A 25,463-nucleotide genomic window follows, 5' to 3' on the forward strand; every position below is an offset into this window, starting at 1 on the left:
CAAAATTCAATACTTAACTTAAAAACGAGAGAATTTATGAGACAACTACAATTACTAGTTACCATTATTATGGTAATGAGCTTTACATTTGGTGAAGCACAGAAGAAAAAGCCGAATATATTGGTCATCTGGGGGGATGATGTTGGTGCACATAATATTAGCACCTACAACCTCGGTATTATGGGATACGAAACACCCAACATTGATCGTATTGGTAAAGAAGGAGCTTTCTTTACACATGCATATGCTCAACAAAGTTGTACGGCAGGACGGGCCTCTTTTATTACAGGCCAGCATCCTTTCCGAACAGGCTTATTAACAATAGGAATGCCAGGCTCTGACCACGGAATTCCTGATTTTGCACCTACGTTGGCAGACCTTCTAAAACCGCATGGATATGCCACCGGTCAGTTTGGAAAAAATCACCTCGGTGATCAGGACAAACATTTACCTACAGCCCATGGTTTTGATGAATTTTTTGGAAATCTTTATCACCTGAATGCGGAGGAAGAACCTGAAACATACTATTATCCAAAGGATAAAGAATTCCATGAAAAATATGGCCCACGGGGCGTGATTCACAGCTACCGTGATGGTCGAATCGAAGATACAGGGCCTATGACCAGAAAAAGAATGGAGACTGCTGATGCTGAATTTATAACAGAAGGGGAAAGGTTTATTAGAGATGCTGTGAAGGAAGATAAACCGTTTTTTGTTTGGGTAAGCTCTACCCGAATGCACATTTGGACAAGACTTAAGAAAGAAGCCCAAGGACGAACCGGTGTTGGACTCTACCCCGATGGCATGGTAGAACATGATGATCAGGTGGGTGGATTATTAGATTTATTAGATGAATTAGGTATTGATGATAATACAATTGTGGTATATAGTACTGACAATGGTGTTGAAAAAGTATCTTGGCCTGATGGCGGTGTCGCTCCCTGGCATGGTGAAAAAGGAACTACCTGGGAGGGTGGATTCCGAGTACCTCAGCTTATCCGTTGGCCAGGTGTCATAGAACCTGGTACCAGATATAATAACATCATTTCGCATGAAGATTGGCTCCCTACTTTTTTAGCGGCTGCTGGAGATCCTGATATCGTTGAAAAATTAAAAAAAGGTCACAAAGCGAATGGCAAAGATTGGAGAGTCCATTTAGATGGTTACAACTTCATGCCTTTTTTCAAAGGCGAGGTTAAGGAATCACCACGTGAAACAATCTATTATTTCGGCCAGGGAGGTGAACTAAACGCCGTTCGTTGGAAAGAATGGAAAACTCATTTTGCCATCATTGAAGGTAATATTGCAACCGGAGACAGGGTTGTTACTAATTGGCCCTTAATAATTAACCTTCATGCCGATCCTTATGAGGTAATGCATGAGGAAGGAACAATGGGATACTTACGATGGTATGCAGATAATATGTGGCTATTCGTGCCTATACAGGATCAACTGAAAAAGTTTTTCGTTACTCTTCCGAATTATCCGTTTCAGGAAGGATCCAGTTTGAGTGCTGGCAATATAAACTACGGCACACTCAAAGCCATGAAGGCAATGAATATGCTGCAAGAGTTGGAGGAGAGATTTCCGGTTGGTAATTAGTATTTAGATCTCATATGCACGTGTCTCCTTTAGGCACGTGCATTATATTTATCGTTAATATTTTTAGACAATTGAATATTTTACCTTATGCAGGATTTAAGATGTATTATGTTGTTTTTATTTTTGTTGTCAACTGGGGTAAATTATGCTCAAGTAATTCAACAGGATGTAGAAGCGGATTCACTTCCTCACTATCCCAAAGACGAGGACCCTGCAATTCCAATAGATGTAGAAGCTGATCTGAATGCAAGTTTTCCGAAGCCCGGATCGGTTTTGGGCACAATAATCCCTGGGAATTATTTCGATTGGAAAGTCGATTTGTATAAACGTACAGGCATAAAGCTGGGAATCAGTTATCAGGCCATGTTTTTGGGAGTTCCACAATCTCAAACCGTAACAGAAACAAGTAGAAATACCGGTCTGGGTGGGTTTTTATTGCTTGAAGCTCAATGGCATTTTATCAACAAGGGAAAAGATTACGAAGGAGGCATCACGGCTACCCTGGATTGGAGACATAATCTGGGCAGTAACAATGGTATGCCAGGAGATCTTTTTTTTGATGTAGGATCAGGTATAGGTGTCGATGCCACCTTCCTGCCCTGGGATCCTTATGCCAGTATTTTATTCTGGGAACAACATCTTAAAAAAGACCGTTTTTGGTTCAGAATAGGTCAGACCGCACCTGCGGCAATGATGGATTTTTTCCGCTATAAAGATGCAAGAGTGTCTTTTACAGGCATTCCCAATACGTTTCCGACCACCGTAGTTCCCTACGGACCCCCTTCACTGGGATTTGGTTTCAACTGGAATCTCAAACAAGGATCACATCTATATTTAAAGGGAGTAGTCAATGACCTAAATGTGGATGCAGGGGAATTTGATTGGAGCGGATTATTTGAGTATGGCGAAATTTATACGGCCCTGGAGATTGGAAAACACTGGTTCCGAACTTCAAAAGATTTTGATCACGCCCATTTAATGTTTTTTTACGCCGATAAAAAAAGTACTGCTGGAGTGGACATAGGTGATCAATTCATTCCCTTCCCAACATCGGCCGGATGGGGTTTTAAGGTGCATGGATCCAAGCAATGGAATCAACTTGTCGGCTTTGCAAACTATACGTATAATAAAGCTGAGGGGGGAGGTTTTGGGATATTTACAGGCATACAACATTCCGCTACGGCGGGACTTGTATACAATGATCTTTTCAAAATTTCAGGAGAGATGGGGCTAGCCTTTAACCTTTCAAGTCCTATAAAAGATTGGGCTAATTCAATTAATAACCCTCAGAACCCTTCGGAGTTTTTATTAACTCAGGTTTGGACTGTTGCCAGGGATACGCCACAGTATAGCACGGAAATTTACTGGCGTATCTTACTATTGAAACAATTATGGGTAACTCCTGGAATTCAATTATTTATGAACCCAACCTATAATACCCGTACTGATTTCATTATTGCCCCAAGTTTTAAGGCAAGGGTGTATTTCTAAAAAATTGGTGGAAGTTAGCCATCAGTTTGGACATAATATGTAGACATAGCAGCCAATAAAAACTGCTAAATAGTTTAAAACCATAATAATAATTTAAGGTATATGGCAAAGTTAGAACTTCTTCGAATTTATATAACCGTGTTGAATCCGTATATCCCAGGCTTTTTAAATCTTGAGAACCAACCCATAGAATTCAGAGACCACTGATACCTAAATAAAAAAGAAATTGATAACCAGTTGCAAATGCTTTGGGTTTTATTCAGGACCGGATATAATTCGTATTTAAGAGATCCAGAAAACTGCCAGTTATGCTTAAACGGAATATTCCTGAACTAAAAAGCAATCCATATTTTGCCTGGTTTGTTGGAGGCGTAAATAAGTAATATTAATTCTTTGCATCACAACTGGCTTTACAAAGATTAATGAACATTTAATTAGATTATAACTAAAATACACTAATCATGAAAAAGATACTGATATGGAGCAGAAACCTCCTTTGGATACCCATTATTGGAAGCCTTCTTTTAGCCTTGGGTTGTGGAATCATAGGGATTTTAATGATCGGATCACGTACATATAAAATCCTGAGCTATGGAGAATATTCCCCAAAAATAGCCAAGAATGTAGCCATGACCACCATAGAGACCATTGATCTTTATTTGATAGCTACTGTAGCTTATATAACTGCGATAGGTTTATATAAGTTATTCATAGCTAAGGAGGATTTTGAAGCGCCTATTAAAGTTAAAATCCCTGATCTAAAGGCTTTAAAGGACAAAATTATCGGCGTTGTCATTGCTGCCCTGGGAGTTACGTTCCTGGGTAAGGTAGCACAGGAAGAAGTTTCTTCTGATCTTATGTACGTAGGAATTGGTATAGCTGTTGTTATCATAGCCCTCTCTTTTGCAATTCACTATGGAAAGACAAAATCTTATAAATCGTAAAATTTATTAGAATTTGATTATACGGAGAATGATGGGGGACTTAAGGTATCGAAATAATGCTAAATAATTAATAATTATAAATACTTAAACATTTGGAATGAGATACAAAATTTTAATAATTGGCAACTATCTGCTTGCCCTCTTTTATTTAACGGGTTGCTCAAGTACCAAGGTAATATCTGACAAGGATCCTTCTGTAGAATTCAATGAATTCAAGACCTATGAATTTTTTGGTTGGGCAGATAACAGCGATCAGAAAATGACCAGGTTTGACAGGGAAAGGATAGAACAGGCTTTTAGAGAAGAAGCCAGTAAAAGAGGCCTTAGCAAGGCGGAAACCAATGGTGACCTTATAATAACCCTAAATGTTATTGGTAAAATTAAGACCCAGCAAACAGCCAATACCACAACCACGGCAATGGGCATGGGACCTGGCATGGGTCGTGGCATGGGCAGAGCAGGAATGAGAGGTCCGGGATGGGGTTGGGGTACAGCCCATTCAACTACGGTGATAAACGAGACACAGTATTTACAGGGTAGCCTCATTATAGAAGCTTATGACAAGGATGATAAGTTACTCATCTGGCAGGCTATAGGAACAAAAACTGTGAATGAGGACCCTCAAAAAAGGGCCAGGGATATTCCAAAAAAAGTGACTGCCATTATGAAAAAATACCCGGTAGACCCAAAGAAGTAAATAAATAGATGAACTAAAATATTAAACACATGGATCTTAACGCCTTTCTGGAAATTGAAGTGTTTAGTTATAAAGAGCACTCCTTAACTTTAATGCAATTATTTACGGTAATTATCATCTTTATCATTACCAAATTAATTTCAATTACGTTGAAATTCCTGGTTATGGTATATAGAAAAATTACCAGATCCAAAGAAACCCATGGGAAGCCAATCTATCAAATTGTCATGTATTTTGTTTGGATCACTGCCATTGCATATATGCTGGAAGCTATAGGAATTGAGTTTTCGCTTATTCTTGCAGGTTCTGCGGCATTACTTGTTGGAGTTGGTTTAGGGCTTCAGCAAACTTTTAACGATGTTTTGTCTGGCTTGATTTTACTCTTTGAGCGCTCTGTAAGAGAAAATGACATTTTGGAAATCGATGGAGATATTGTGAAAATTCAAAAAATTGGATTTCGAACATCCACCGGCTTGAACCGAAATAAAATAATGGTAATCCTTCCTAATTCTATAATTACATCCAACAAGGTTATTAATTGGAATAATCAATCCGAAAATACCCGATTCAATATTGATGTAAAAGTGGCATATGGTAGTGATGTGGAGAAAGTAATAAATATACTGGAAGAATGCGCATCGGAACTCCCGGAAATAAGAGCTGATCAAATAGTTGAGGCGCGCTTATTAAATTTTGCTTCATCTTCATTAATTTTCCAACTATTTTTTTATAGTGACAATATCTTTCAAATAGAGAGAACCAAAAGTGATTTGAGAAGAATAATAAACCGTAAATTTATTAATGAAAGGATTACCATACCCCTCCCACAACTTGATGTTAACCTAAAACAAAGTAGTAGTGAATAAAATCTATATCTGCATTGCTCTATTATTCATTTTAGCCCATCAGGAGGAAGCGTTTGGTCAGGAAATAGACAATCAATTTTGGCTTAACTACACCTTAAAAGTAAAAACCCCTACCAACTTTACTTATGGAGGAGATGTAGGTGTTCGGGGCGTTTGGTCAAATAGTGACTGGAATCAAATACTAATACGACCCAGCGTTAACTATAAGTTTAATAAAACATACAGCGTTGCTTTAGCAACTGCAATCTTTTACTCAGATAATATTTACGCACCAAATATAACCGAATTTCGAATCCATCAGGATTTTAATGTTGAATGGCTTCAAACTAAATGGTTTTCGATGTTTAGTCGTCTAAGGATTGAACAACGATTCTTCTCATATCAGCAAGATAGCCTCCCAAACGAATTTCGGCTAAGAGGTCGGCTTTTATTAGGTGTCCAAAGTCAGGATTTAAAATGGTTTGGCCCTAAGAGACCTATCTATTTTCAAATACTATATGAAGGATTTCAAACCATTGGTTCTGATAATACCGAATTCTTAATTAATCAAGGTAGGTTTCACATTGCTTTTGGTCATCGTATTGCCAAAAACTGGAAATATGAATTGCACTTTATTCAACAAAGTTCGAGACTTTACGAAACCTCCGGATTAAAAGCAAGTCAACAAATATTTAGGTTAAGACTATTTCATACTATTAATTTAAAAAAGTCCAAGCCCCCTAATCTAGAAAACGAGGAAGATAGAGTTGACGATTTTAATTAGGCCCATTATGTCTTTAGAGGCATGGATTTTAACTATTTATGATCATGAATATAAATATTCATTTATAAGTTAGTTTTCAACATTCATCATTTATTATTCAGTTTAATAATTTAAAATTCACTACTCATGAAAATCAAAACAAATCTTTCAATTCTATTCGTATTAATACTATTCAGTTCTAATGCGCAGGAATCAACTTCCGATAAATCGTGGAAATTTCTAATTGAACCCTATCTCATGTTCCCTTCCATGTCGGGCACTTCGGGCATACGTGAACTTCCCCCTATAGAAGTAGACGCCAATACGTCTGATATCTTCAGTAATTTGGAATTTGGTGCTATGGTATATCTGGAAGCCCAAACTGATAAGTGGGCAATAGGCTCAGACTTCGTATACATGAAGCTAGCTCAGGATGTAACTCCTACGACACTCGTTAGCTCGGGCAGGCTCACAGCTAAGCAATTGATTTGGGAACTATCAGGCCTCTATCGTATTCTCCCATTTCTGGAAGGTGGAATAGGTCTGCGAATGAACAACCTGGAAATGGGAGCAGATATAAACCGTAATATAATTGGGGGTGGCAGCACTACTTTAGTAAGTGCGGATAATTCCGAATTTTGGATAGATCCTGTAATTATTACAAGAGCAACACATACGGTAAATGGTAAGTGGCTACTTCAATTTCGTGGCGACATTGGTGGGTTTAACATTGGTTCAAGCTTAACCTGGCAGGTCCAGGCCAATTTTGGTTATCGTTTTTCAAAATTATTTCATACCACAGTTGGTTTTCGGGCTATTTCAATGGATTATGACAAAGGTAGCGGAGCCGATCGTTTTAGATACGATGTAAATACATTTGGGCCCGTGGTGAGACTAGGTTTTAACTTATGATAGTACATAAACGCCGTTATACATTAGCAGTTGGGGCTTATAGACTTTCAAATATTAATTTTTTGCCACATCAGGTTTTGTAACATACATTGTCCGGGCAGGCTCTTGAATAAATAAGGATCGTATAAATCAAAGTAATGAAATCAGATGAATGGTAAAGAAAAAACTTCTTTCTATTTTAATGTTTGTAAGGGTTAAAATAATATTTCTTCTTTTTTTAATGTCTTCAATTTACTCCTTAACCGGACAGAACCCGGAAGATAAGCTTGGGAATTGGATTGGGGCGACAAGCAGTATGCGCTTTGCGGATAAATGGAGCTTTTTTCTTCAAGGTGAATTACGAACATGGGAAATGGCTTCAAACCTTAATGAATTACTCTGGCGTGCTGCTGTTCATTATGATTTTAGTAAAAAAACCAATGGGGCTATTGGTTATGTCCGTGTAGATACCTGGCCCTTCGATGATGAACTTTATCGTAAGTTCCATGAGAATAGATTTTTCCAGGAATTGTTAATCAAGTCGAAATGGGGTAAGATGAATGTTAAAAATAGATTCCGAATTGAACAGCGCTGGATTACTACGGTAGAATACGGTACCGAATACAGCAATCGTATTAGATATATGCTCGGATTTACCATTCCATTAAATGGGGAGAATATTCAAAAGGGCACAAATTTTATTACAATATTTAACGAAGTATTTGTTGACCTGGACAGGTTTGACTACTGGTTTGATCGTGAAGCAGGAGATGGGGGCCTCAATCAAAACCGATTGTATACCGGATTTGGCCGCCAGGTATCAGCATATGGGAAATTTAGTGTTGGACTATTATGGCAACACAGACCCCACGCTAATTTCGCACGATTATTATTGTCATATTCTCATAATTTTGATTTTAGAAAACCGGATTAATAAAAAGGAACCTCTGGTTTAACTTATGTCATGTACAACAAGTGAAGCAAAGTTAACCCTGGAGGAAAAAATGAAGTACGAAGTGAGAGGTAATGAAATGGAACCTATAAAAGCTTGCTTTTTTTAGAGTCTGAAAAACGAAAAATCCCCTGCTAAGGGAGAGAGGTCTGGCATTTTCAGGAGAGGTTCCAAAGGAACAACGACCCCGACAACTATCGGGGGAGTTAGTCCTGGAGGAAAAAATAAACTACGAAGTAGGAGGTAATGAAATGGAACCTATAAAAGCTTTCTTTTTTTAGAGTCTGAAAAACGAAAAACTCAGGCATAGTTTTGCCACACATCTATTGGAAAAAGGAACGGATCTCAGAACTATTCAGATCCTACTGGGGCATAATTCCAGCAAGACTACTGAGATTTACATTCATGTAGCAGAAAATTCCTTTAAGGGTATTGATGATTTGTTATCTTAGCTATAAGTGATATATAGTGCATAATGTTCTATATTCAATTGTTAGCATCAAAAGGGATCAAATCATGAAAAAAATTTCACTTATTCTGTTTCTTGCGATTAATATTAATTGCTTCGCACAAGAACCCCAATTACCCATTATCGATATTCACTTACATGCCTATCAGGGGATACCTCCAGACATGAAAGCTTCCTGGGCAGGTGAATCTTATGCGCAAGTACTTAGTTCACCAGAAAATGCGGGGATTCATCTTCAAATGGTCCTTGATGAGATTGAGAAAAATAATATCGTGCTTGCACTCACAAGTAGCACTTCTATAAAAGCGCTTAATACATGGCAACAATCCCGACCCGAATTATTTCTCACTGGTATACAAACAAATGATGATGGCAAACCGATTTTAAACCCAGACTCTCTCAAACTATATTTCGATAATAATCAAGTTAATTTTCTCGGAGAATTAGGGCTTCAATATGCCGGTGTTGCCCCAGATGACCCACTGATGGAGCCATACTTCCAAGTTGCAGAAGACAATGGTATTACAGTCTGTTTGCACACAGGATTAGGCCCTCCAGGTGGACCACACACCTTTGCTCCAAAATTCAGAACCATCCTTGGCAAACCGACTCTCTTTGAGCCCGTATTGGTTAAACACCCTAAACTAAAGGCTTTTATAGCTCATGCAGGATGGCCTTACATTTCAGAAACGATAGCCATGATGTACATCTATCCTGAACTGTACACAGATATTGGGGTCTTGAACTGGGCACTTCCAAAGGAAGCATTCTACACCGCACTTAAACAATTGATGGATGCTGGATTTGGCAAACGAATCATGTTTGGAACGGATCAGATGTTATGGCCAGAAGCTATTTCGATTGCAGTGAGGACCGTTAAAGAAGCAATATTCTTATCCGAAGAAGAGAAAAGAGACATTCTATATAATAATGCTGCCCGTTTTTTAGAGCTCTCTGAAGAGACTATTGCAAAGCATCACGAACGATGAGAACAATAATTCAGATGCTAACATTGTATAAGCGGCATTCCCGCCTGCCGGTCGGGCAGGAAAACGACCGCTTATACTAGACCGTTACCAAGCATTATAAAACTCAAATAATGAAAAAACCCTACTCCTTTTTACTAATTGTATTTGCATTGCTTTTAAGTGCTTGCAACAACAAAGAGAATAAAGCAGAAGTTAGTGATTCAATTAGTGCAGAAGAAGAAATTTATCTTGGTCAGAAACCACCAGGTTTAATCCCTGAATTATTTGCTCCAGAAATTATTAAGACTGAATTTAGACAGGCAGCTGGTGTTTTTACTCCAGACTTAAAGGAGTTTTATTTTCGCAGAAGGGGAGGGAGGTATAAAAACAACGCCTTGGTTGTTGTTAAATTTGAAGATAACAATTGGACTGAATCACTTGTGGCGGAAAGAGAAGGAGAACCATTTATTTCAACAGATGGAAAAATTATGCATTTGGGGAGGAAATTTAGAGAACGAACTGCTTCTGGTTGGTCTGAGGCAAAAAGTCTCGGCGCTCCTTTCGATAAATTTCGTATTATGCGCCTTACATCCTCTTCTAATGGAACTTATTATTTTGATGAAGCCAGTGAATCAGGGCCGCTGCGTTATTCAAGATTAATAAATGGAAAACATGAAGAACCTCTAGTTTTAAATATCGAAGACATTGGAAATTGGAATGCACACCCATTTATTGCTCCAGATGAGTCTTATGTAATCTGGGATGATCAAAGAGAAAAAGGTGGATATGGAGATGCAGATTTGTATATTTCTTTTCGTCAGAAAGATGGTTCTTGGGGACCTTCAATTAATTTAGGTAATGCCATAAACACAAAATTTGCGGATGCATATGGTAGTGTAAGTCCTGATGGTAAGTATTTCTTTTTTCATAGGTCTTATGGAAATAATAAGGCTGATATATTTTGGGTAGATTTTAAAATCATAGAGGCACTCAAGAAAAATTAACAATTAAAACATTTGGTAACAACGTGTATAAGCAATAGCTCAGATAATCATTACAACAAAAATCAAAGAAGAAAACAAACTAAAAAAATAAATCAACAGTCGTGGAGGAGCTACTGCTCATACACACACCGTAACCAATAAAAAATTAATATCGAAATAATAAACTAAAATAAGATGAAAAGTAAATTAATTTATGTCCTTGCTTTTGTAGTCATAGCAATTACAGCTTGTAATCAAGCAACCAAGACAAGAAAAGATGTAGAAACTAAAGAATCTACTTCCATAGAGAGTAGTTTTGATGAAATTTTATCAAAATTCAAAACAGAAATTCCAACCAAAATTTTAACTCCAGACCATGTTGATTCTCGTATTGGTGATTTAGAATTTTATGATGGAATACCAACTGATGCGACATTAGAGAAGGTGTATGAAAACCTCGATTTTATTAGAGGTATTGAGGTCTTTTTAAATTTTATTCCGGCAACTTCAATTGAAGGGATGCGTTTAGGAATGCTCGAACTTGGACTTGACGATTATAACAAAGTGGTTGTAATGGACGATTTAATGGATGCTAAATCATTATTTCTAACTGGTAATGCGAGTACGGTTTATGCTTCTGCAATTTTCGATTTAGAACGAGATGGAGCCACTGTAGTTGAAGTGCCTGCAGGTGCTGGTCCAGGAACAGTCAATGATGCTTTTTTCAGATTTGTAGTCGATATGGGAGCACCTGGTCCTGATGCAAAAAAAGGTGGAATGTATATTATTCTCCCTCCCGATTATAATGGTGATTTAAAACCAACCTTGAATGGTATGCAACACAGAGATAAGGATAGACGTGTAAATGTAATGGTTGGGGGAATAAACAAAAAAGTTTGGATTGCTCAATCTAGAAGTTATTCTAACTGGTTGATTTTGAGGGGTTTTTTGGTTGATGGCAAACCAGATGCAGCAACAAAAATGTGGAAAGAAGGATTAAAAATTTATCCTTTAAAAGATGCTAACAATCCAAAGAAAATGGAATTCATTAATGGTTCAGGAAAAGTCTTTAATACTATACATGCTAATAATTATGAATTTTACGAAGAATTATGGTCTGTTATCCAAAAAGAACCAATAAGTTTTATTGACCCAGAACTAAGAGGTCAAGCATCATCAATAGGAATCATAAAGGGTAAGCCTTTTGAACCGAGCGAGCGTTTGAAAAAAACATTAAAAGATGCTATTACCGTCGGAAATGCAACTGCGAGAAGTATTGGTTTTGCACCTCGTGATAAAAATGCATACTTATATGAAGGTAAACAATGGTACACAGGTTTTGTAGGTAAAGATTACCAATGGTTAGATGGCGATGGGAATCAAGGTAGAAATATGGATGCACGTACTCTATTTTTCTATACTGCTACTGTAAACACCCCTGCTATGGCATTAGAAATTGAAGGAGTAGGTTCTAATTATGCATTTGGAGGAAAAGATAAAGAAGGTAAGATACTTTACGGTGAGAAAAATTATAAATTAAACATGCCAGCAAATGTTCCTGCTAAAGATTTCTGGTCTATTGTGGTATATGATCCACAAACGAGGTCTATGCTTCAAACCGACCAAGATTATCCAAATATAAACAGTCAAAAAGACCCGATTGTTTACAACGAAGATGGTTCGGTTGACCTTTATTTTGGACCAACAGCTCCAGAAGGGAAAGAAGCTAATTGGATTCAAACGGTACCAGGAAAAGCTTGGTTTGTTTTATTCCGTACCTATGGTCCATTAGAACCTTGGTTTAATAAAACTTGGCAATTGAATGATTTCGAGAGAATAGAATAATTACTGGTTACAACAAAGGCTATACGTAATATGGGTAATCTGCTAATATTTAAGTTTTTAGCATTAAATATAATTAGTGGTAAATTGAAAATTAATAGTTTCAAAATCCCAAACTACGCATAGCCAAACCGTTGTGTGTAATTAAATAGAGCACTGAATGTAAGATGGAAAATACTTGGAGTTCTTGCATTAGTCTTAACGAACCACAATTGTTATGCTATGCAAACAGATAATACGATAAAAATAGCGGACGGAAGAGTTTTAGGATATGCGGAATATGGTGATTCATTGGGTTACCCCATATTCTATTTTCATGGTGGACAAGAAAGCAGACTATCCTCAAAATTTATGGATAGCAAGGCTGAAAAATTGAATATTAGGATAATTTCTCCCGATAGACCCGGAGTAGGGATTTCTACATTTCAAGAAAATAGACAATTTTTGGATTGGGGTAATGACATTACCGCATTGGCAGATTTTCTTGGACTAAATAGATACTCAGTATTTGGCTTGTCGGGAGGTGCACCACACGTTCTGGCTTGCATAATTTCTGAACCGTCAAGAATAGAGAACGCTTCCATTATATCAGGTGCAACTCCATACGATTACAAGGGCACTCTTAAAGGTATATGGTTTCCTGTTAAACTCATTCATTGGTTTGCTAGCTGGAAAAATGATAAGCAACTAAGAAAGTTTATACAAAATGATTTTGATGGACTTGTGAATAAGCCAGAAAAGCGACTTAAACAATTTCAAAACTATCTACCTACGCCTGACAAAAAGTTGATGACCGAGCATCCTGAATACGGTTGGGAGTTTATTGAGGGTAGCAAAGAAAGCTATAGGCAAGGGATTGATGCAGTTGTTCAAGAATGGAAACTTTATGTTTCGGATTGGCAGATGGAATTAAGTACAATTCACTTCCCAGTAAATCTTTGGTATGGTTCATCGGACAAGATGGCCCCAACCCACAGGGGGCAATACTATAAAAAGAAGCTAGCAAACTCAAAACTCAAAGTAATTGATAATGAAGGACACTTTTCCTTAATTAGAAATCATTTAGAAGAAATTTTGATAGAACTAAAAACTACACACAACAAAGAATAAACGCCATTAAAACAGGCGTTTATTCAAGCCGTTGACAAACATTTAAAAAAACTATATTTACTAAATAATTCAAACATGAAAAAAATGAAATACACAAAGATTTTAATGGCCGCTTTTATTTTAGCAATTGTGTCTTCCTATGATGCTGAGGCTCAAGAAAACAATAAACCTAATATCCTGGTCATTTGGGGGGATGATATAGGGCAATCGAACATCAGTGCCTATACAATGGGTATGATGGGGTATAAAACTCCAAACATTGATCGTCTTGCTAAAGAAGGAATGATTTTCACTGATTATTATTCTGATCAAAGTTGCACTGCAGGGCGTTCAACTTTTATGTTGGGTCAAAGTGTTTTACGTACGGGATTAAGTAAAGTTGGACTGCCCGGAGCCAAGGAGGGAATTTCATCTGAAGATCCTACCATTGCAGAATTGTTAAAGCCATTGGGCTATAGAACAGGTCAATTTGGTAAGAACCATTTTGGTGATCAGGATGAGCATTTACCAACGAACCATGGATTTGATGAGTTCTATGGAAACCTTTATCATTTGAATGCAGAAGAAGAACCTGAAAGTGAAGATTATCCTGATTCCGAAAAATACCCAAATTTTGCAGAAAAGTATGGTCCTCGTGGTGTTATTCACTCAATAGCAGATGGTAAAATTGAAGATACTGGTCCCTTAACCAAAAAAAGGATGGAAACGATCGATGATGAATCAATTGAAGGGGCAAAGAGATTTATTCGTGATGCGGTTGATGCCGATGAGCCTTTTTTTGTGTGGTGGAACGGCACACGCATGCATATGTGGACGCATGTAAAAGAAGAGATGAGAGGAATTTCCGGGCAGGATGAATATAGTGATGGTATGGTTGAACACGATCTGCACGTAGGTCAGCTGCTCGATTTATTGGATGAATTGGGAATAGCCAATAATACAATCGTACAATATGGAACTGATAATGGACCACATAAAAACACCTGGCCAGATGCTGCTTCGAGCCCGTTTAGAGGGGAGAAAAATACCAACTGGGAAGGTGGATATAGAACTCCATCAATGGTTAGATGGCCCGGTCACATTGAGGCAGGTTCAGTTTCAAATGAAATCATGTCAACTTTGGATTGGATGCCTACACTCATGGCTGCTGTTGGTGACGATAAAATCAAAGAAAAATTAAAAAAAGGATATAAGGTTGGTGATAAAACCTTCAAAGTTCACTTAGACGGATATAACTTCCTCCCTTACTTAACGGGTGAAGTAGAAGAGGGCCCACGCAATGAATTCTTTTATATTTCTGATGATGGTGATTTTACGGCCGTACGCTATCTTGACTGGAAATTAATTTTTATGGAACAAAGAGCTACCGGTACTTTACGAGTTTGGGCTGAGCCGTTCACTGCTTTACGGGTTCCACTTGTATTCCATTTAAGAAGAGATCCTTATGAGTTTGCTCAAATCACTTCCAATTCCTACTACAACTGGCTCTTTAGAAGAGCATATTTGGCAGTACCCACTCAGGATATTGTTGGTAATTTTTTAATGACATTTGCCGAATATCCACCTAGAATGAAAGCTGCAAGCTTTAGCCTAGAACAAGTGATGGAAAAGTTGACCAATCCAGGAAACAATTAATAAACTAGAAATCCATTTTAAGAGAACACTACTTCCGTAATTGGCGCTGAATAAACTTATTGCTGTGTTAGCAAAAGCAACTGAAAAGACAATAAACGTTTGCCAACATTGTATAAAGGACATTAAAACGTCCTTTATACTGGCCGTTGTATGCCATTAAAAAATCCACTATGAATAAAACAATTTTAATTATTACACTATTATTAGTAACTCAAATCGGTTTGTCACAAGAGAAGCCTAATGTAATTTATATCCTGGTTGACAATTGGGGATGGGGAGACATCAGTATACAAGGAAGCACTACTCCTACTCCTCAAATCGACAAACTCGCCTCGGAGGGAATAAGATTCACAAACTTCAATGTGCAAAATCAATGCACACCTACTCGATCTGCGTTAATGACAGGCAGACTACCAATTCGCTCTGGAACCCAAAAAGTTGCCGCACCTGGTGAACCACAAGGCATGGCTCCTTGGGAATATACGATTGCTGAACTCATGTCTGACGCTGGATATTCTACAGCAGCCTACGGAAAATGGCACATTGGAGATTCTTATGGAAGGTTACCGAATGATCAGGGATTTGACGACTGGTACGGAATAAAGGAAAGTGCTATGGCTGCCAGTTTTAGTAGCACCCCACAATTTGATCCTGAAGTTTTTGAACTGCAATACATTTGGGAAGGAAAAAAAGGTGAAAAGGCAACAAAAGTCAAAGAATTTAACCTTGAGAGCAGACCTAATTTAGACCTTGAACTTGTAAATAAAGCAAGCGCCTTTATCAAGTCAAATGCAACTAATAAAAAACCTTTCTATTTATATCTCGCATTAACCCAAATCCACCCACCTTTCCTTCCACAAAAAGGTTTTGAAGGAAAGTCTGGCGCTGGAGAATATGCGGACATTCAAATGCAAGTAGACTTCAATGTCGGGACTATTCTTTCAGTAATTCAAGAAGCAGGAATTGATGACAATACGATAGTTATTTTAACAGGGGATAATGCTGCCGGGGAACAATCAGCAGAATGGCAAGGTGAAGGTGGTTCGAATGGACCTTGGCGTGGTGGATTAAGTACGGGTTATGAAGGTGGGATGCGCACTCCAGCAATGATAAGATGGCCGGGTAAAGTTCCTTCAGAAACAGTCAGTGATGAAATTATTGCAGACTTGGATATGTACCCTACTATAGCCAAACTCGTAGGTGAAGAAAGTAAAATCCCGACAGATAGACCCATAGATGGTATTGATCAAAGTGAATTTATTCTTGGAAATCAGGAGAAATCCAATCGAGAGTACGTGATAACCTATGTTGGAGATAAAGTGTTCTCTGTTAAATGGCGAACAATTAAATTGCATTTCTATACTGCAGAAGGAACATTTTCTCCAATTGTTGAGTCCACCTTTCCGAAAATGTATGACATTAAAAATGACCCAGGCGAAACAAGGGAACTGTGGAGAAATGAAGGTTATTCACACATTTACTTAGCGGAACCAATCATGAAAATTCTTGGAAAAAAAGCAAAATCTATGAAAGAGTTTCCAAATATTAATCCTGGTGAAGATTTTAATGGATATTAAAAACGGCATACAACAATGTATATAAGCAATAACTTCGTTACAACTCATATACTATACCGTTGTATGTAATTAAAACCAGAAAATATGAAATTGAAAACCTTGATTATAACAATTTGCTTTTTCGCTTTATTTGAAGCTAGGTCACAAGATAAACCTAATGTGGTCATAGTATTTATGGACAACTTTGGTTGGGGTGAACCTGGTTTTAATGGAGGAGGAATTACCCGTGGTGCCGAAACTCCTCAAATGGATAAACTTGCGGATGAAGGATTACGTTTAACGAATTTCAATGTCGAAGTACAATGCACACCATCTCGCTCTGCTCTTCTTACGGGTAGATACGCTATTAGGAGTGGAAACGGAACTGTACCTCTAGGAGAAGGCACCTATGGTCTTGTTCAATGGGAAATAACAATGGCAGAAATGCTTTCGAAAAACGGTTATGTAACAGGAATGTTTGGAAAATGGCATTTAGGAAGAACTGATGGTCGATTTCCAACAGATCAAGGCTTTGATGAATGGTATGGTGTTCCAAATTCTACTGATGAGTCAACCTATTCTTCATTAGAAGGCTTTGATCAAAGTGGTTTGAATGAGTCTTATGTTATGAGTGCAACCAAAGGGAATACACCTGAAAAAATAAGACCTTATAGATTAGACTATCGTCCATTGATTGATCGCGATTTAACAGATAAGGCGATGGATTTTATGGAGAGAAGTGTAGACGCTAAAAAACCCTTCTTTCTTTATTTACCCTATACTGCAACACACTTCCCTACAATGGCACATCCAGATTTTAAAGGGGAATCGGGTAATGGTGAATGGGCAGATTTACTTATGCAAATTGACAGCTACCTAGGAGAGCTTCAGAATAAGATTAAGGAACTAGGAATAGAAGAGAATACCATCTTTGTATTTACTGCTGATAACGGACCAGAAGCTCTAAATTATGGCAGTACTTCCATTACAGTGGAAGGTGCTTATCAAGGTTCTGCAGGTCCTTGGCGTGGTACACTTTTTACAGGTTTTGAAGGAGCATTGAGAGTTCCTTTTGTAATTAAATGGCCAAAAAATATCCAGGGAGGAGCTTCCAGTGACGAAATTGTGCACGCAATGGATTTATTTCCAACAATTGCTGCTATTACAAAAAGTAAAGTTCCCCAAGATCGAGTTATTGATGGTATAGATATGAGTGATTTCTTTCTAGGAAAATCCGAAAAATCAGGACGTGACGGATTCATTGTGTATATGGGTAATGATATTTTTGGTGTAAAATGGAGAAATTGGAAACTGCACTTTGAAGAGCAAGAAGCATGGAATACAATTAAACACACATATACGATGCCTAGAGTTTATAATTTATATGATGATCCACAAGAGAGAAACAATGTACTCTTTCCTCATACATGGGTGCCTAAAGCAGCATTGAAACAGCTGGAAGAACATATAATCTCCTTGAAACAAAATCCACCTGTCCCAACTGGGCAAATTGACCCATATGAACCAAAATAAAACAGCATACAACAATGTGTATAGTTCATAGCAACCTTCGGGATGCTTCGACACCATACACTAACCATTGTGTTTAATTTCAAAAAAATAAATTTCTTAAGCACATCGCATTTAAATCTACATTAATAAATGTTTTCAAACAATCTCGTTGCGTTTTTACTTATTTCCGGTATTGGTATTAGCGTATTTGTTTTTTTCCATTTGTTGCGGCAAAATGGAATTAAATTATTTTCTAGAAGAATTGCTTTAGGTATTCAGCTGCTTTGGCTAGTTCGCTTTAGTTTATCTTTTGCTAAAGTAGACAATGAAATTGTTAATAATGCCTATTTGGTTATTTACGACCAATCTCTTTTTTTTCTAGACGGTTTGTTGGTTTGGTTGTATATAAGAACATTACTACAACCTAAAAAGTCTTTTAAAAAAATATGGCTTCATTTTATTCCTTTTACCGCCCTATTTATTTACTTGAGTTTAATAGCCCTGCTAAACCCAAACAATGTCATAGAAATTTATAATACGAATATCGTAAAGTTGGGTCAGAATGAGTCCATAGTGTCTTTACGAGATATTATTTTTATTATCTTATTATTGACAATAAATATTATTTACCTAGTTAAAAGCGTAAATATAACTAAGTCCTATAATGATGAGTTAAAACAAAACTTATCTAATATTGATCATTTAACAGTCAACTGGGTACAAAAGTTTCAAAGATTATGGATTGCTTTCTTCATTGTTCCTTTTGTAATCTACTTTATTAATTATATGTATCCTATAATTGGACGGGTGGGTTTTGGAAACATTATGATGGTTTTATTTGTACTCTTGAGTATCATATTTAATTCATTTTTATTAGAACAGGTCTATAAACCTGTTTCTTTATTCACCAAAGAAACATCCCTTGAAAATCAAAATTTCAGAAATGAAAAACTACAGCTCTTAGAAAAATTAGAAAGTTTACTTCAGAAAGAGCAATACTATTTGGATGAAGATTTAAGTCTTGGTCAATTAGCTACTTATATGAATATAAAATCTGTGGAATTGACTGAACTAATAAAAATGAGTCCATATGAAAATTTTTATGACCTTATTAATTCTTACCGGATTGATGAGGTTAAAAAACAGCTGAAAGAAACTGATGAGCAAATCATACAATTAGCTTATCAGAATGGCTTTAGATCTAAATCTACCTTCAATAAAATTTTCAAGGATAAAACGGCTATGACTCCGAAAGAGTACAGATTAAGCTAAAAAAGTCCGGTTAAAATATTAAACGTCCATTTAATATTAGATGGACTTCTGTTTAGAATACCTGGCCTTTCTTTGTTTCAAATCATAAAAATCAAAAAAAGATGAAAACTATTTGGAACAAAATACCAGCTTGGATTAAAGCAATCATTTTAGCCGTTGTTATAGTACTTCCTGTTGTAACGTTAGTTCAAAGCATTGTTATTTTCAATTTGAAATCAAACACAGGATGGGGTTGGGCTCTATTGGTTACCATTCCCGTATTAATTATTTTTTGGAAGCTAGTTCAACGATTTACTTCGTTTTCGAAACCAGAGGATGTGAAGATCAAAATGAATTTGAATTGGTCTGATAAAAAAGTCTGGATCCGCATCATAGGGTTGGTCTTAGCAACTATAACAACTATAGAATTGTTTTCATTGGCTTTTGGGGATGTACCTGAAGTACAAAACGCTTTCTTGCAAACCTTCAAGCAATTCAATGAAATAACAGCACTTCCGTTGCTATTTGCACTTGCCTTATCTGCCGGAGTTGTTGAAGAAGTGGTTTACAGAGGTATTATTCAGAATGTTTTAGTCCGCGCCTATCCTAAGACAAGAGCCTTTATCATGATTGGATTATTGTTTGGGCTATTGCATTTCTTACCAGTCTCCCTGCTGCTTCCTTACCTACTTGTTTCTATCTTTTTTAGTTTAGTAGCAAACGAATTTAAATCATTGGGCGCTGTTATTATAGCTCATGCCCTTACCGATTTATTGTATTTTATTTATGGATATTTTGTTGAATTTGACAAATTTGAAACAGACCAACTTCTTCCACTATCCATAGGATTTATCTTATCAATATTCTTTTTGTTATATGGAAATAATTCCATTTTAAGAATTAGAAAGAATAAATTAAGCCTACAAAAGTAAATATCAATACTATATTATGAAGGGCAAAACCAACAAGCAGAATCTAATATTGAGATGCAATCGCAATACTATTGTAAATTATATAATCACTGGATAAATTGATAGAAAAACAGAAAAACGAAAGCACAACAATGGCTATAATTCAGCTTTACCACTCTCCTGCTCTAAAAATATTATCTTTAAACCAGATTGATTTCTAACTTGAAAAATCCTGTCGGATATCCCAAGCCGAAATCATAGCCGGACCGTTAGCCTTCATTACTTCTTCGCCTGGGCTTCGAAGTAGAAACTATGACCAACCATTGACCCATGATAAAATTCTTTAGAAAAACTAGACAAAAATTACTCTCTGAAAATAAATTCAGTAAATATCTGATTTATGCAGTTGGAGAGATTGTACTTGTTGTAATTGGAATTTTGATTGCACTTTATATAAATAATCTCAATACAGAGAAACAAGATTCTATTACTCTTAAGGGCTATCTGAATAACATTTCTAAAAACATAAAAGCAGACCAAGTAAATCTTGATCGAATTGCTGTTTTCCGTGATAGTTCAATCATTGGCTCGAAGTATTTTATGAATATAATTGAACAAGAAGACACGTTAAAAGAACAATATTCAATTTATTTCTCTGAATATTTCAATTACAATCCATGGCTTGATAAATATTTCCAATCTAATAACAGTGGATTTGAGGCATTGAAAAACTCTGGATATTTAAGTAAAATTCAACAGAGTACTTTAGAAACCGAATTGTATAAATACTACGGTTTAGTAGAACAAATAGAAAATGAAGAGAAATACTTGAACAATTTTATGGAAGAGATGAAATATGACATATATAAAAACAACATTGTTCCACCAATAAAGCCAATAGTTAGGAAGGGAGTTGAGAATATTGAAACAGATGAGGATTTTGATAAGCTACAAAACTTTTTTAACTATCCTTCCGTTGTAGGTAGTCATTCAAGAAATGTTGGAACTAGCTATTTGAAGGAATTATACAAAGAGTTATTAATTAGCGCTGTTAAGGTTCGAAAAGAAATAGAAAAAATAACCAAAGGCTAACAATGCCTATAATTCATCTTTACCACTCTCCAGCTCTAAAAATATTATCTTTAAACCAGCTTGATTTCTAACTTGAAAAATCCTGCCGGATTTCCCAACCCGAAATCATAGCCGAGACGTTAGCAGCAATTACCAACTACCCAGGAATTCAATTGAGAATTCAACAATCTAATGCAATAAATTTCGTTTAACAATTGATGCTATTTTTTGTATGGAATAAATAGTACTAATATTAATGAAAATCAATTTTATGAAAAAAGCAAAAAAACATTCAACGATTACACTAATGTTAATAGTGCTTTTCAGTTTAACATTTAACAATACTAAAGCTCAATTAAAAACCCCTAGTTCGGTTGGGAAATATGAAAAAGGTGCTATAACCCTTAAAAAGGGAAAAGAAATTGAAGGCTATATTTATATGGATATGTTAAACCCACAAGAATTTCAAAAAAGGGTTAACCTCATTGATGAAAAAACATATAAGGCTTTCCTTAAAGGAAAAAAAATAAAGAAAGATATTGAGGTTTATAAAGCCAAGGACTTGGGAAGTTTTAAACTAGAAAATGGCCAAAAATTCAAAAAGGCTAAATATGTCAATATATTTGCCACTAGAAAACAAGACATGCTTCCTAAAAATCTTATGTTAGAAGTTGTTACTGAAGGAAAGATTACCGTATATAAAAAGCATCACCACACCCAGGGTATTGTTTCTTCTTACCTACCTGACCGTACTGAAGTTAGTGATGCCGAATATGTCGAATGGCAAGAAAACAATTTTGAGATTCTTTACCAGAAAGAAGGAGAAGGGGCAAAAAATATGTCAGTAATAAACATAAAAGCTCTTGTGGGAGATAATGAAGTCGTTTTAGCTAATTATATCAAAGATTATTATGGTTTTCAAACTCTGTTTACTAAGGGTCCTGTTTTTGAATCTAGTTTCCAACTCGATGCTTTAGAAGCCTTCACTAATATGGTAGAAGATTATAATAAATAGCAATAGTTAGAATTTATTACAATATTTAGAAGAGAAGACCAAAAAAGGTCTTCTCTTCTTGTATATGAAAATAAGAAGTTATATTAAATCAGATTAGCCTACCGTATGCCATTTCCTTAATTAACTTACTGTGAGGTTTTTATTCTTTGAAAACATTAACAATACCATTGATAAAGATGGATAAAAAAGCTGCTAACAATAGCTAAGATCCATATTTGCTCATGCCTCTCAAAAACGTATCTTAGCAAAGCCGTTGTGTGCAATTTAACCAAACGTCATTGCAAAATTATTATGAAGAAAGTAGGATTGATATTGTTCATTATTGGGGCTTTGCTAATTTTTGGGGTAGCATGGGTAATGCCATGGTATACATCGCCTGTTTGGAGTAGTGCGCAACCAGAACATTTTGAGGGAACCGTTTGGGAGGCTTTTGGGCCTATTTTCATGGCCATGTCCCTTTTGACGCCTGCGGGAATTTTGTTGATTGCCATAGGCACATTACTTTTAGGGAATACAAAACGGTCACATATCTGGCCCTACTCTATTGGGATATTATTGGTGATCTTGAGTTTCTTGTTCCCACCTACCCTTGAGTATTATCCAAATCTATTTGGCATTGGAGGGCTATTCATCACATTATTCTTCTTTAATATTCTTTGGTTCTGGGCACGGAATCACCGAAACCTTGATGATTCTGCTAAACTAGCTTCCGTTTATCAATTAATAGGTTATATATTTTTCTTTCTGATTGCTTTATTAATGTGTACTCTTCTAGGCAATCCTTTCTCTGGTCTATATTTCCCGGAAAAAGTAATAGAACAAAATGCACTTCCTTACCACTACAGTTTTGGCATGAAAGCACTGACCTATTTTGTGCTCGGCATGTTTTTCACTTTTTTGAGTGAGTATAAGAAACTACAAATTAATCGAAAAGGTGACTGAAAAAATGAATAACTGCACACAACAAGGTGTATAATGCTTGCCAGCCACCCTCCGCCAAAATGGCTACATGACGGCGAGGCATGCATACCCAAAAAATTCCTATCTTAATCTATAAATTTTTTGTGTAACTCAGACTTGTGTAATTGCAGCGCAGGCCATACATAATTACGTTGGCAGCAAGCATTCCGCTTTAACATATAAATTAATACAAAATCCTAATATGAACACTATCACGAAATTGCCGATCAAATTGATTCTTTTACTTTTCGCCTTCATTCTAATTGGATGCAATTCTTCAAACAAATATGTAACAAAAAACACAATCGTCCTTGTAAAATATAAAGCTCAACCAGATAAGAGTATTGAAGCAGTTGCTGAATTGACCAAACTGATCGAAAAAGTAAGGCAAGAACCACATTTTGTTAATATTAGGCTTCACATTGACCCAAATGAAAAATCAAACATATTGCTATATGAAGAATGGGATGACCTGTCTTATTATAACTCGGAACATATGAATACTGCTCACTTACAAGATTTCATAGAAGATTCCAGAAACTTCTTAGCTGGACCTCCGGAAATTTCTCTTTGGAAGGTTGAAAGTGTTTTTGAATAACAATCCCAGCTGCCAACAACGTGTATAGCCCACACTTCTCTCCTTACCCAAAAATTAATTATCTTAGAATTAAATAAATTTTCGTGTAACTCAGGTTTGTGTAATTACAGCGCAGGCCATACACAATTACGTTAGCGGTTACTCAATAATTAATTATCAAGCTAAAAGATTATAAAATATTTATAAATGAAGCAATTAACATTACTACTTATCAGTCTATTATTCTTTGGTTGTAATCAAAAAAAAGATGACTATGGAGAATTAAGGGTGGGCGTTTCTTACCAATCTATCACACCTAAAATAGGTGCGTTTATTGCCGGTGACAAAAATAATCGTCGTTTTACAACTGTACATGACTCTTTATATGTTAAAGCAATGGTTCTGTCTGATTCAAAGAATACAATGGCAATTGTTGTATACGACTGTATTGGGATGCTTCATCCCACACTAGTTAGAATTAGAAAAGAAGTTTCATCTAGGATTTCAACTTCTGAATTTGATGCATCTCACATTGTTATGGCTTCCACTCATACCCATTCTGGCCCTGATGTTGTTGGTATTTGGGGCCCCGACCAGATGACATCAGGCGTTGACCCAGAATATATGGAAAAAATTGTTCAGAAATCGGCAGACGCAATAGATGCGGCATGGAAAAACAGACAAGATGCAACAGCTGTATACGCAGAAACACAATTTGGAGAAGATTGGGTGTTTAATATTTCTGATTCTTTAAGTTTAGATCGCTCCCTGACAATCCTCCAATTTCTGGATTATAAGGGAGAATCAATCGCAACCTTGAATAATTTTGCTTGTCACCCAACCATAATGGATGGTACCTCAAGTGCAGTTTCGGCGGACTATGTATCCTCAATGTATACTGTTCTCGACAAAAAGATCGGGGGAGTAAATTTCTTTCTTCAAGGAGCTATTGGAGGCTGGGTGCAACCCGAATACGAAACTAAATCCTTTGAAAGTGTATATAAAAGAGGACAAGAGTTGGGAAGAAAAATCACAACTGCTTTAAAAGATCCAATCAAATTGAACTCAGAATCTATTCAATTCAAAAGTAGAATATTCAAATTGCCCGTATCGAATGTCAATTTTCAGCAACTGGCAAAAATGGGAGTGATAAATCGATCGATAACAGATAGTGTAAGTACGGAAGTTGCCTGGTTTTCAATCGGTAATGCACAGTTTGTCACTCACCCTGGAGAAACTACACCCACTCATTCATTGGAATCAAAAAGACTAATGACCAAACAAGGTCCGAAGTTTGTGATCGGTTTGGGGATGGATGCTTTAGGGTATATTCTAACACCGGAATTTTACGAAGAAAATCCCAAAGTGAAACATTCAGAATACTTAACAGGGATGTCGATTGATGAAAAAGCTGGGGC

At 36.5% G+C, this 25,463-nt stretch carries 22 protein-coding genes and 1 pseudogene; all 23 read left to right on the top strand.

Annotated elements, in window-relative coordinates:
• Nucleotides 1–36: 36 nt before the first annotated feature.
• Nucleotides 37–1,602: an arylsulfatase gene (locus ABJH90_RS12025; RefSeq protein ID WP_348143567.1), complete on the top strand. Its 1,566-nt coding sequence runs from the start codon at nucleotides 37–39 to the stop codon at nucleotides 1,600–1,602.
• Nucleotides 1,603–1,689: 87 nt separating this feature from the next.
• Nucleotides 1,690–3,093: a hypothetical protein gene (locus ABJH90_RS12030; protein ID WP_348319498.1), complete on the top strand. Its 1,404-nt coding sequence runs from the start codon at nucleotides 1,690–1,692 to the stop codon at nucleotides 3,091–3,093.
• Nucleotides 3,094–3,554: 461 nt separating this feature from the next.
• The gene (locus ABJH90_RS12035) at nucleotides 3,555–4,037 is read left to right on the top strand and encodes a YqhA family protein (RefSeq protein ID WP_348143573.1); all 483 of its coding nucleotides are present in this window, start codon (nucleotides 3,555–3,557) and stop codon (nucleotides 4,035–4,037) included.
• Between the two features lie 97 nt (nucleotides 4,038–4,134).
• Nucleotides 4,135–4,734, top strand: coding sequence for a DUF4136 domain-containing protein (locus ABJH90_RS12040; RefSeq protein WP_348143576.1), 600 nt, complete (start codon nucleotides 4,135–4,137; stop codon nucleotides 4,732–4,734).
• Nucleotides 4,735–4,763: 29 nt separating this feature from the next.
• Complete coding sequence (locus ABJH90_RS12045; protein WP_348143579.1) at nucleotides 4,764–5,600, top strand: mechanosensitive ion channel domain-containing protein; 837 nt, start codon at nucleotides 4,764–4,766, stop codon at nucleotides 5,598–5,600.
• Complete coding sequence (locus tag ABJH90_RS12050; protein WP_348143582.1) at nucleotides 5,593–6,363, top strand: DUF2490 domain-containing protein; 771 nt, start codon at nucleotides 5,593–5,595, stop codon at nucleotides 6,361–6,363. Before ABJH90_RS12045 ends, ABJH90_RS12050 begins: the two co-directional genes overlap by 8 nt.
• Nucleotides 6,364–6,489: 126 nt before the next feature.
• Nucleotides 6,490–7,254: a hypothetical protein gene (locus ABJH90_RS12055; protein ID WP_348143585.1), complete on the top strand. Its 765-nt coding sequence runs from the start codon at nucleotides 6,490–6,492 to the stop codon at nucleotides 7,252–7,254.
• Nucleotides 7,255–7,474: 220 nt separating this feature from the next.
• Nucleotides 7,475–8,167, top strand: coding sequence for a DUF2490 domain-containing protein (locus tag ABJH90_RS12060; RefSeq protein ID WP_348143587.1), 693 nt, complete (start codon nucleotides 7,475–7,477; stop codon nucleotides 8,165–8,167).
• A 317-nt stretch (nucleotides 8,168–8,484) separates the two neighbouring features.
• Nucleotides 8,485–8,637, top strand: a pseudogene (locus ABJH90_RS12065) (tyrosine-type recombinase/integrase); the annotation flags it as partial.
• 64 nt (nucleotides 8,638–8,701) lie between these two features.
• Nucleotides 8,702–9,643: an amidohydrolase family protein gene (locus ABJH90_RS12070; RefSeq protein ID WP_348143590.1), complete on the top strand. Its 942-nt coding sequence runs from the start codon at nucleotides 8,702–8,704 to the stop codon at nucleotides 9,641–9,643.
• Nucleotides 9,644–9,753: 110 nt separating this feature from the next.
• On the top strand, nucleotides 9,754–10,626 hold the full coding sequence (locus ABJH90_RS12075) for a hypothetical protein (RefSeq protein ID WP_348143593.1): 873 nt from the start codon (nucleotides 9,754–9,756) through the stop codon (nucleotides 10,624–10,626).
• Between the two features lie 174 nt (nucleotides 10,627–10,800).
• Nucleotides 10,801–12,450, top strand: a complete 1,650-nt coding sequence (locus ABJH90_RS12080; RefSeq protein ID WP_348143596.1) for a DUF1254 domain-containing protein — start codon at nucleotides 10,801–10,803, stop codon at nucleotides 12,448–12,450.
• Nucleotides 12,451–12,669: 219 nt separating this feature from the next.
• Nucleotides 12,670–13,557, top strand: coding sequence for an alpha/beta hydrolase (locus ABJH90_RS12085; protein ID WP_348143599.1), 888 nt, complete (start codon nucleotides 12,670–12,672; stop codon nucleotides 13,555–13,557).
• 84 nt (nucleotides 13,558–13,641) lie between these two features.
• Nucleotides 13,642–15,192: an arylsulfatase gene (locus ABJH90_RS12090; RefSeq protein ID WP_348143602.1), complete on the top strand. Its 1,551-nt coding sequence runs from the start codon at nucleotides 13,642–13,644 to the stop codon at nucleotides 15,190–15,192.
• 221 nt (nucleotides 15,193–15,413) lie between these two features.
• Nucleotides 15,414–16,769: a sulfatase-like hydrolase/transferase gene (locus tag ABJH90_RS12095; protein ID WP_348143603.1), complete on the top strand. Its 1,356-nt coding sequence runs from the start codon at nucleotides 15,414–15,416 to the stop codon at nucleotides 16,767–16,769.
• A 159-nt stretch (nucleotides 16,770–16,928) separates the two neighbouring features.
• A complete protein-coding gene (locus tag ABJH90_RS12100; protein WP_348143605.1) occupies nucleotides 16,929–18,281 on the top strand; it encodes an arylsulfatase in 1,353 nt (450 codons plus the stop codon).
• A 129-nt stretch (nucleotides 18,282–18,410) separates the two neighbouring features.
• The gene (locus ABJH90_RS12105; RefSeq protein ID WP_348143607.1) at nucleotides 18,411–19,532 is read left to right on the top strand and encodes an AraC family transcriptional regulator; all 1,122 of its coding nucleotides are present in this window, start codon (nucleotides 18,411–18,413) and stop codon (nucleotides 19,530–19,532) included.
• A gap of 101 nt (nucleotides 19,533–19,633) precedes the next feature.
• Entirely contained in the window at nucleotides 19,634–20,443 is an 810-nt protein-coding gene (locus tag ABJH90_RS12110) for a CPBP family intramembrane glutamic endopeptidase (RefSeq protein ID WP_348143609.1), read from the top strand.
• Between the two features lie 309 nt (nucleotides 20,444–20,752).
• Entirely contained in the window at nucleotides 20,753–21,514 is a 762-nt protein-coding gene (locus tag ABJH90_RS12115; RefSeq protein WP_348143611.1) for a DUF6090 family protein, read from the top strand.
• Between the two features lie 250 nt (nucleotides 21,515–21,764).
• Nucleotides 21,765–22,508, top strand: coding sequence for a hypothetical protein (locus ABJH90_RS12120; protein WP_348143613.1), 744 nt, complete (start codon nucleotides 21,765–21,767; stop codon nucleotides 22,506–22,508).
• A gap of 291 nt (nucleotides 22,509–22,799) precedes the next feature.
• A complete protein-coding gene (locus tag ABJH90_RS12125; RefSeq protein WP_348143615.1) occupies nucleotides 22,800–23,450 on the top strand; it encodes a hypothetical protein in 651 nt (216 codons plus the stop codon).
• Between the two features lie 220 nt (nucleotides 23,451–23,670).
• Nucleotides 23,671–24,066: a putative quinol monooxygenase gene (locus tag ABJH90_RS12130; protein WP_348143618.1), complete on the top strand. Its 396-nt coding sequence runs from the start codon at nucleotides 23,671–23,673 to the stop codon at nucleotides 24,064–24,066.
• Between the two features lie 186 nt (nucleotides 24,067–24,252).
• The coding region (locus ABJH90_RS12135) for a neutral/alkaline non-lysosomal ceramidase N-terminal domain-containing protein (RefSeq protein ID WP_348338097.1) at nucleotides 24,253–25,463 on the top strand (1,211 nt) is incomplete at its 3' end.

Source organism: Eudoraea sp. (genome assembly GCF_039969275.1).
Taxonomy (GTDB): domain Bacteria; phylum Bacteroidota; class Bacteroidia; order Flavobacteriales; family Flavobacteriaceae; genus Eudoraea.

Coding starts and splice junctions, on each gene's coding strand:
- ABJH90_RS12120 (WP_348143613.1), top strand. CDS start 21,765: ATGAAAAAAGCAAAAAAACATTCAACGATTACACTAATGTTAATAGTG.
- ABJH90_RS12075 (WP_348143593.1), top strand. CDS start 9,754: ATGAAAAAACCCTACTCCTTTTTACTAATTGTATTTGCATTGCTTTTA.
- ABJH90_RS12070 (WP_348143590.1), top strand. CDS start 8,702: ATGAAAAAAATTTCACTTATTCTGTTTCTTGCGATTAATATTAATTGC.
- ABJH90_RS12115 (WP_348143611.1), top strand. CDS start 20,753: ATGATAAAATTCTTTAGAAAAACTAGACAAAAATTACTCTCTGAAAAT.
- ABJH90_RS12060 (WP_348143587.1), top strand. CDS start 7,475: ATGTCTTCAATTTACTCCTTAACCGGACAGAACCCGGAAGATAAGCTT.
- ABJH90_RS12030 (WP_348319498.1), top strand. CDS start 1,690: ATGCAGGATTTAAGATGTATTATGTTGTTTTTATTTTTGTTGTCAACT.
- ABJH90_RS12085 (WP_348143599.1), top strand. CDS start 12,670: ATGCAAACAGATAATACGATAAAAATAGCGGACGGAAGAGTTTTAGGA.
- ABJH90_RS12025 (WP_348143567.1), top strand. CDS start 37: ATGAGACAACTACAATTACTAGTTACCATTATTATGGTAATGAGCTTT.
- ABJH90_RS12055 (WP_348143585.1), top strand. CDS start 6,490: ATGAAAATCAAAACAAATCTTTCAATTCTATTCGTATTAATACTATTC.
- ABJH90_RS12125 (WP_348143615.1), top strand. CDS start 22,800: ATGAAGAAAGTAGGATTGATATTGTTCATTATTGGGGCTTTGCTAATT.
- ABJH90_RS12105 (WP_348143607.1), top strand. CDS start 18,411: ATGTTTTCAAACAATCTCGTTGCGTTTTTACTTATTTCCGGTATTGGT.
- ABJH90_RS12110 (WP_348143609.1), top strand. CDS start 19,634: ATGAAAACTATTTGGAACAAAATACCAGCTTGGATTAAAGCAATCATT.
- ABJH90_RS12090 (WP_348143602.1), top strand. CDS start 13,642: ATGAAATACACAAAGATTTTAATGGCCGCTTTTATTTTAGCAATTGTG.
- ABJH90_RS12080 (WP_348143596.1), top strand. CDS start 10,801: ATGAAAAGTAAATTAATTTATGTCCTTGCTTTTGTAGTCATAGCAATT.
- ABJH90_RS12045 (WP_348143579.1), top strand. CDS start 4,764: ATGGATCTTAACGCCTTTCTGGAAATTGAAGTGTTTAGTTATAAAGAG.
- ABJH90_RS12130 (WP_348143618.1), top strand. CDS start 23,671: ATGAACACTATCACGAAATTGCCGATCAAATTGATTCTTTTACTTTTC.
- ABJH90_RS12040 (WP_348143576.1), top strand. CDS start 4,135: ATGAGATACAAAATTTTAATAATTGGCAACTATCTGCTTGCCCTCTTT.
- ABJH90_RS12035 (WP_348143573.1), top strand. CDS start 3,555: ATGAAAAAGATACTGATATGGAGCAGAAACCTCCTTTGGATACCCATT.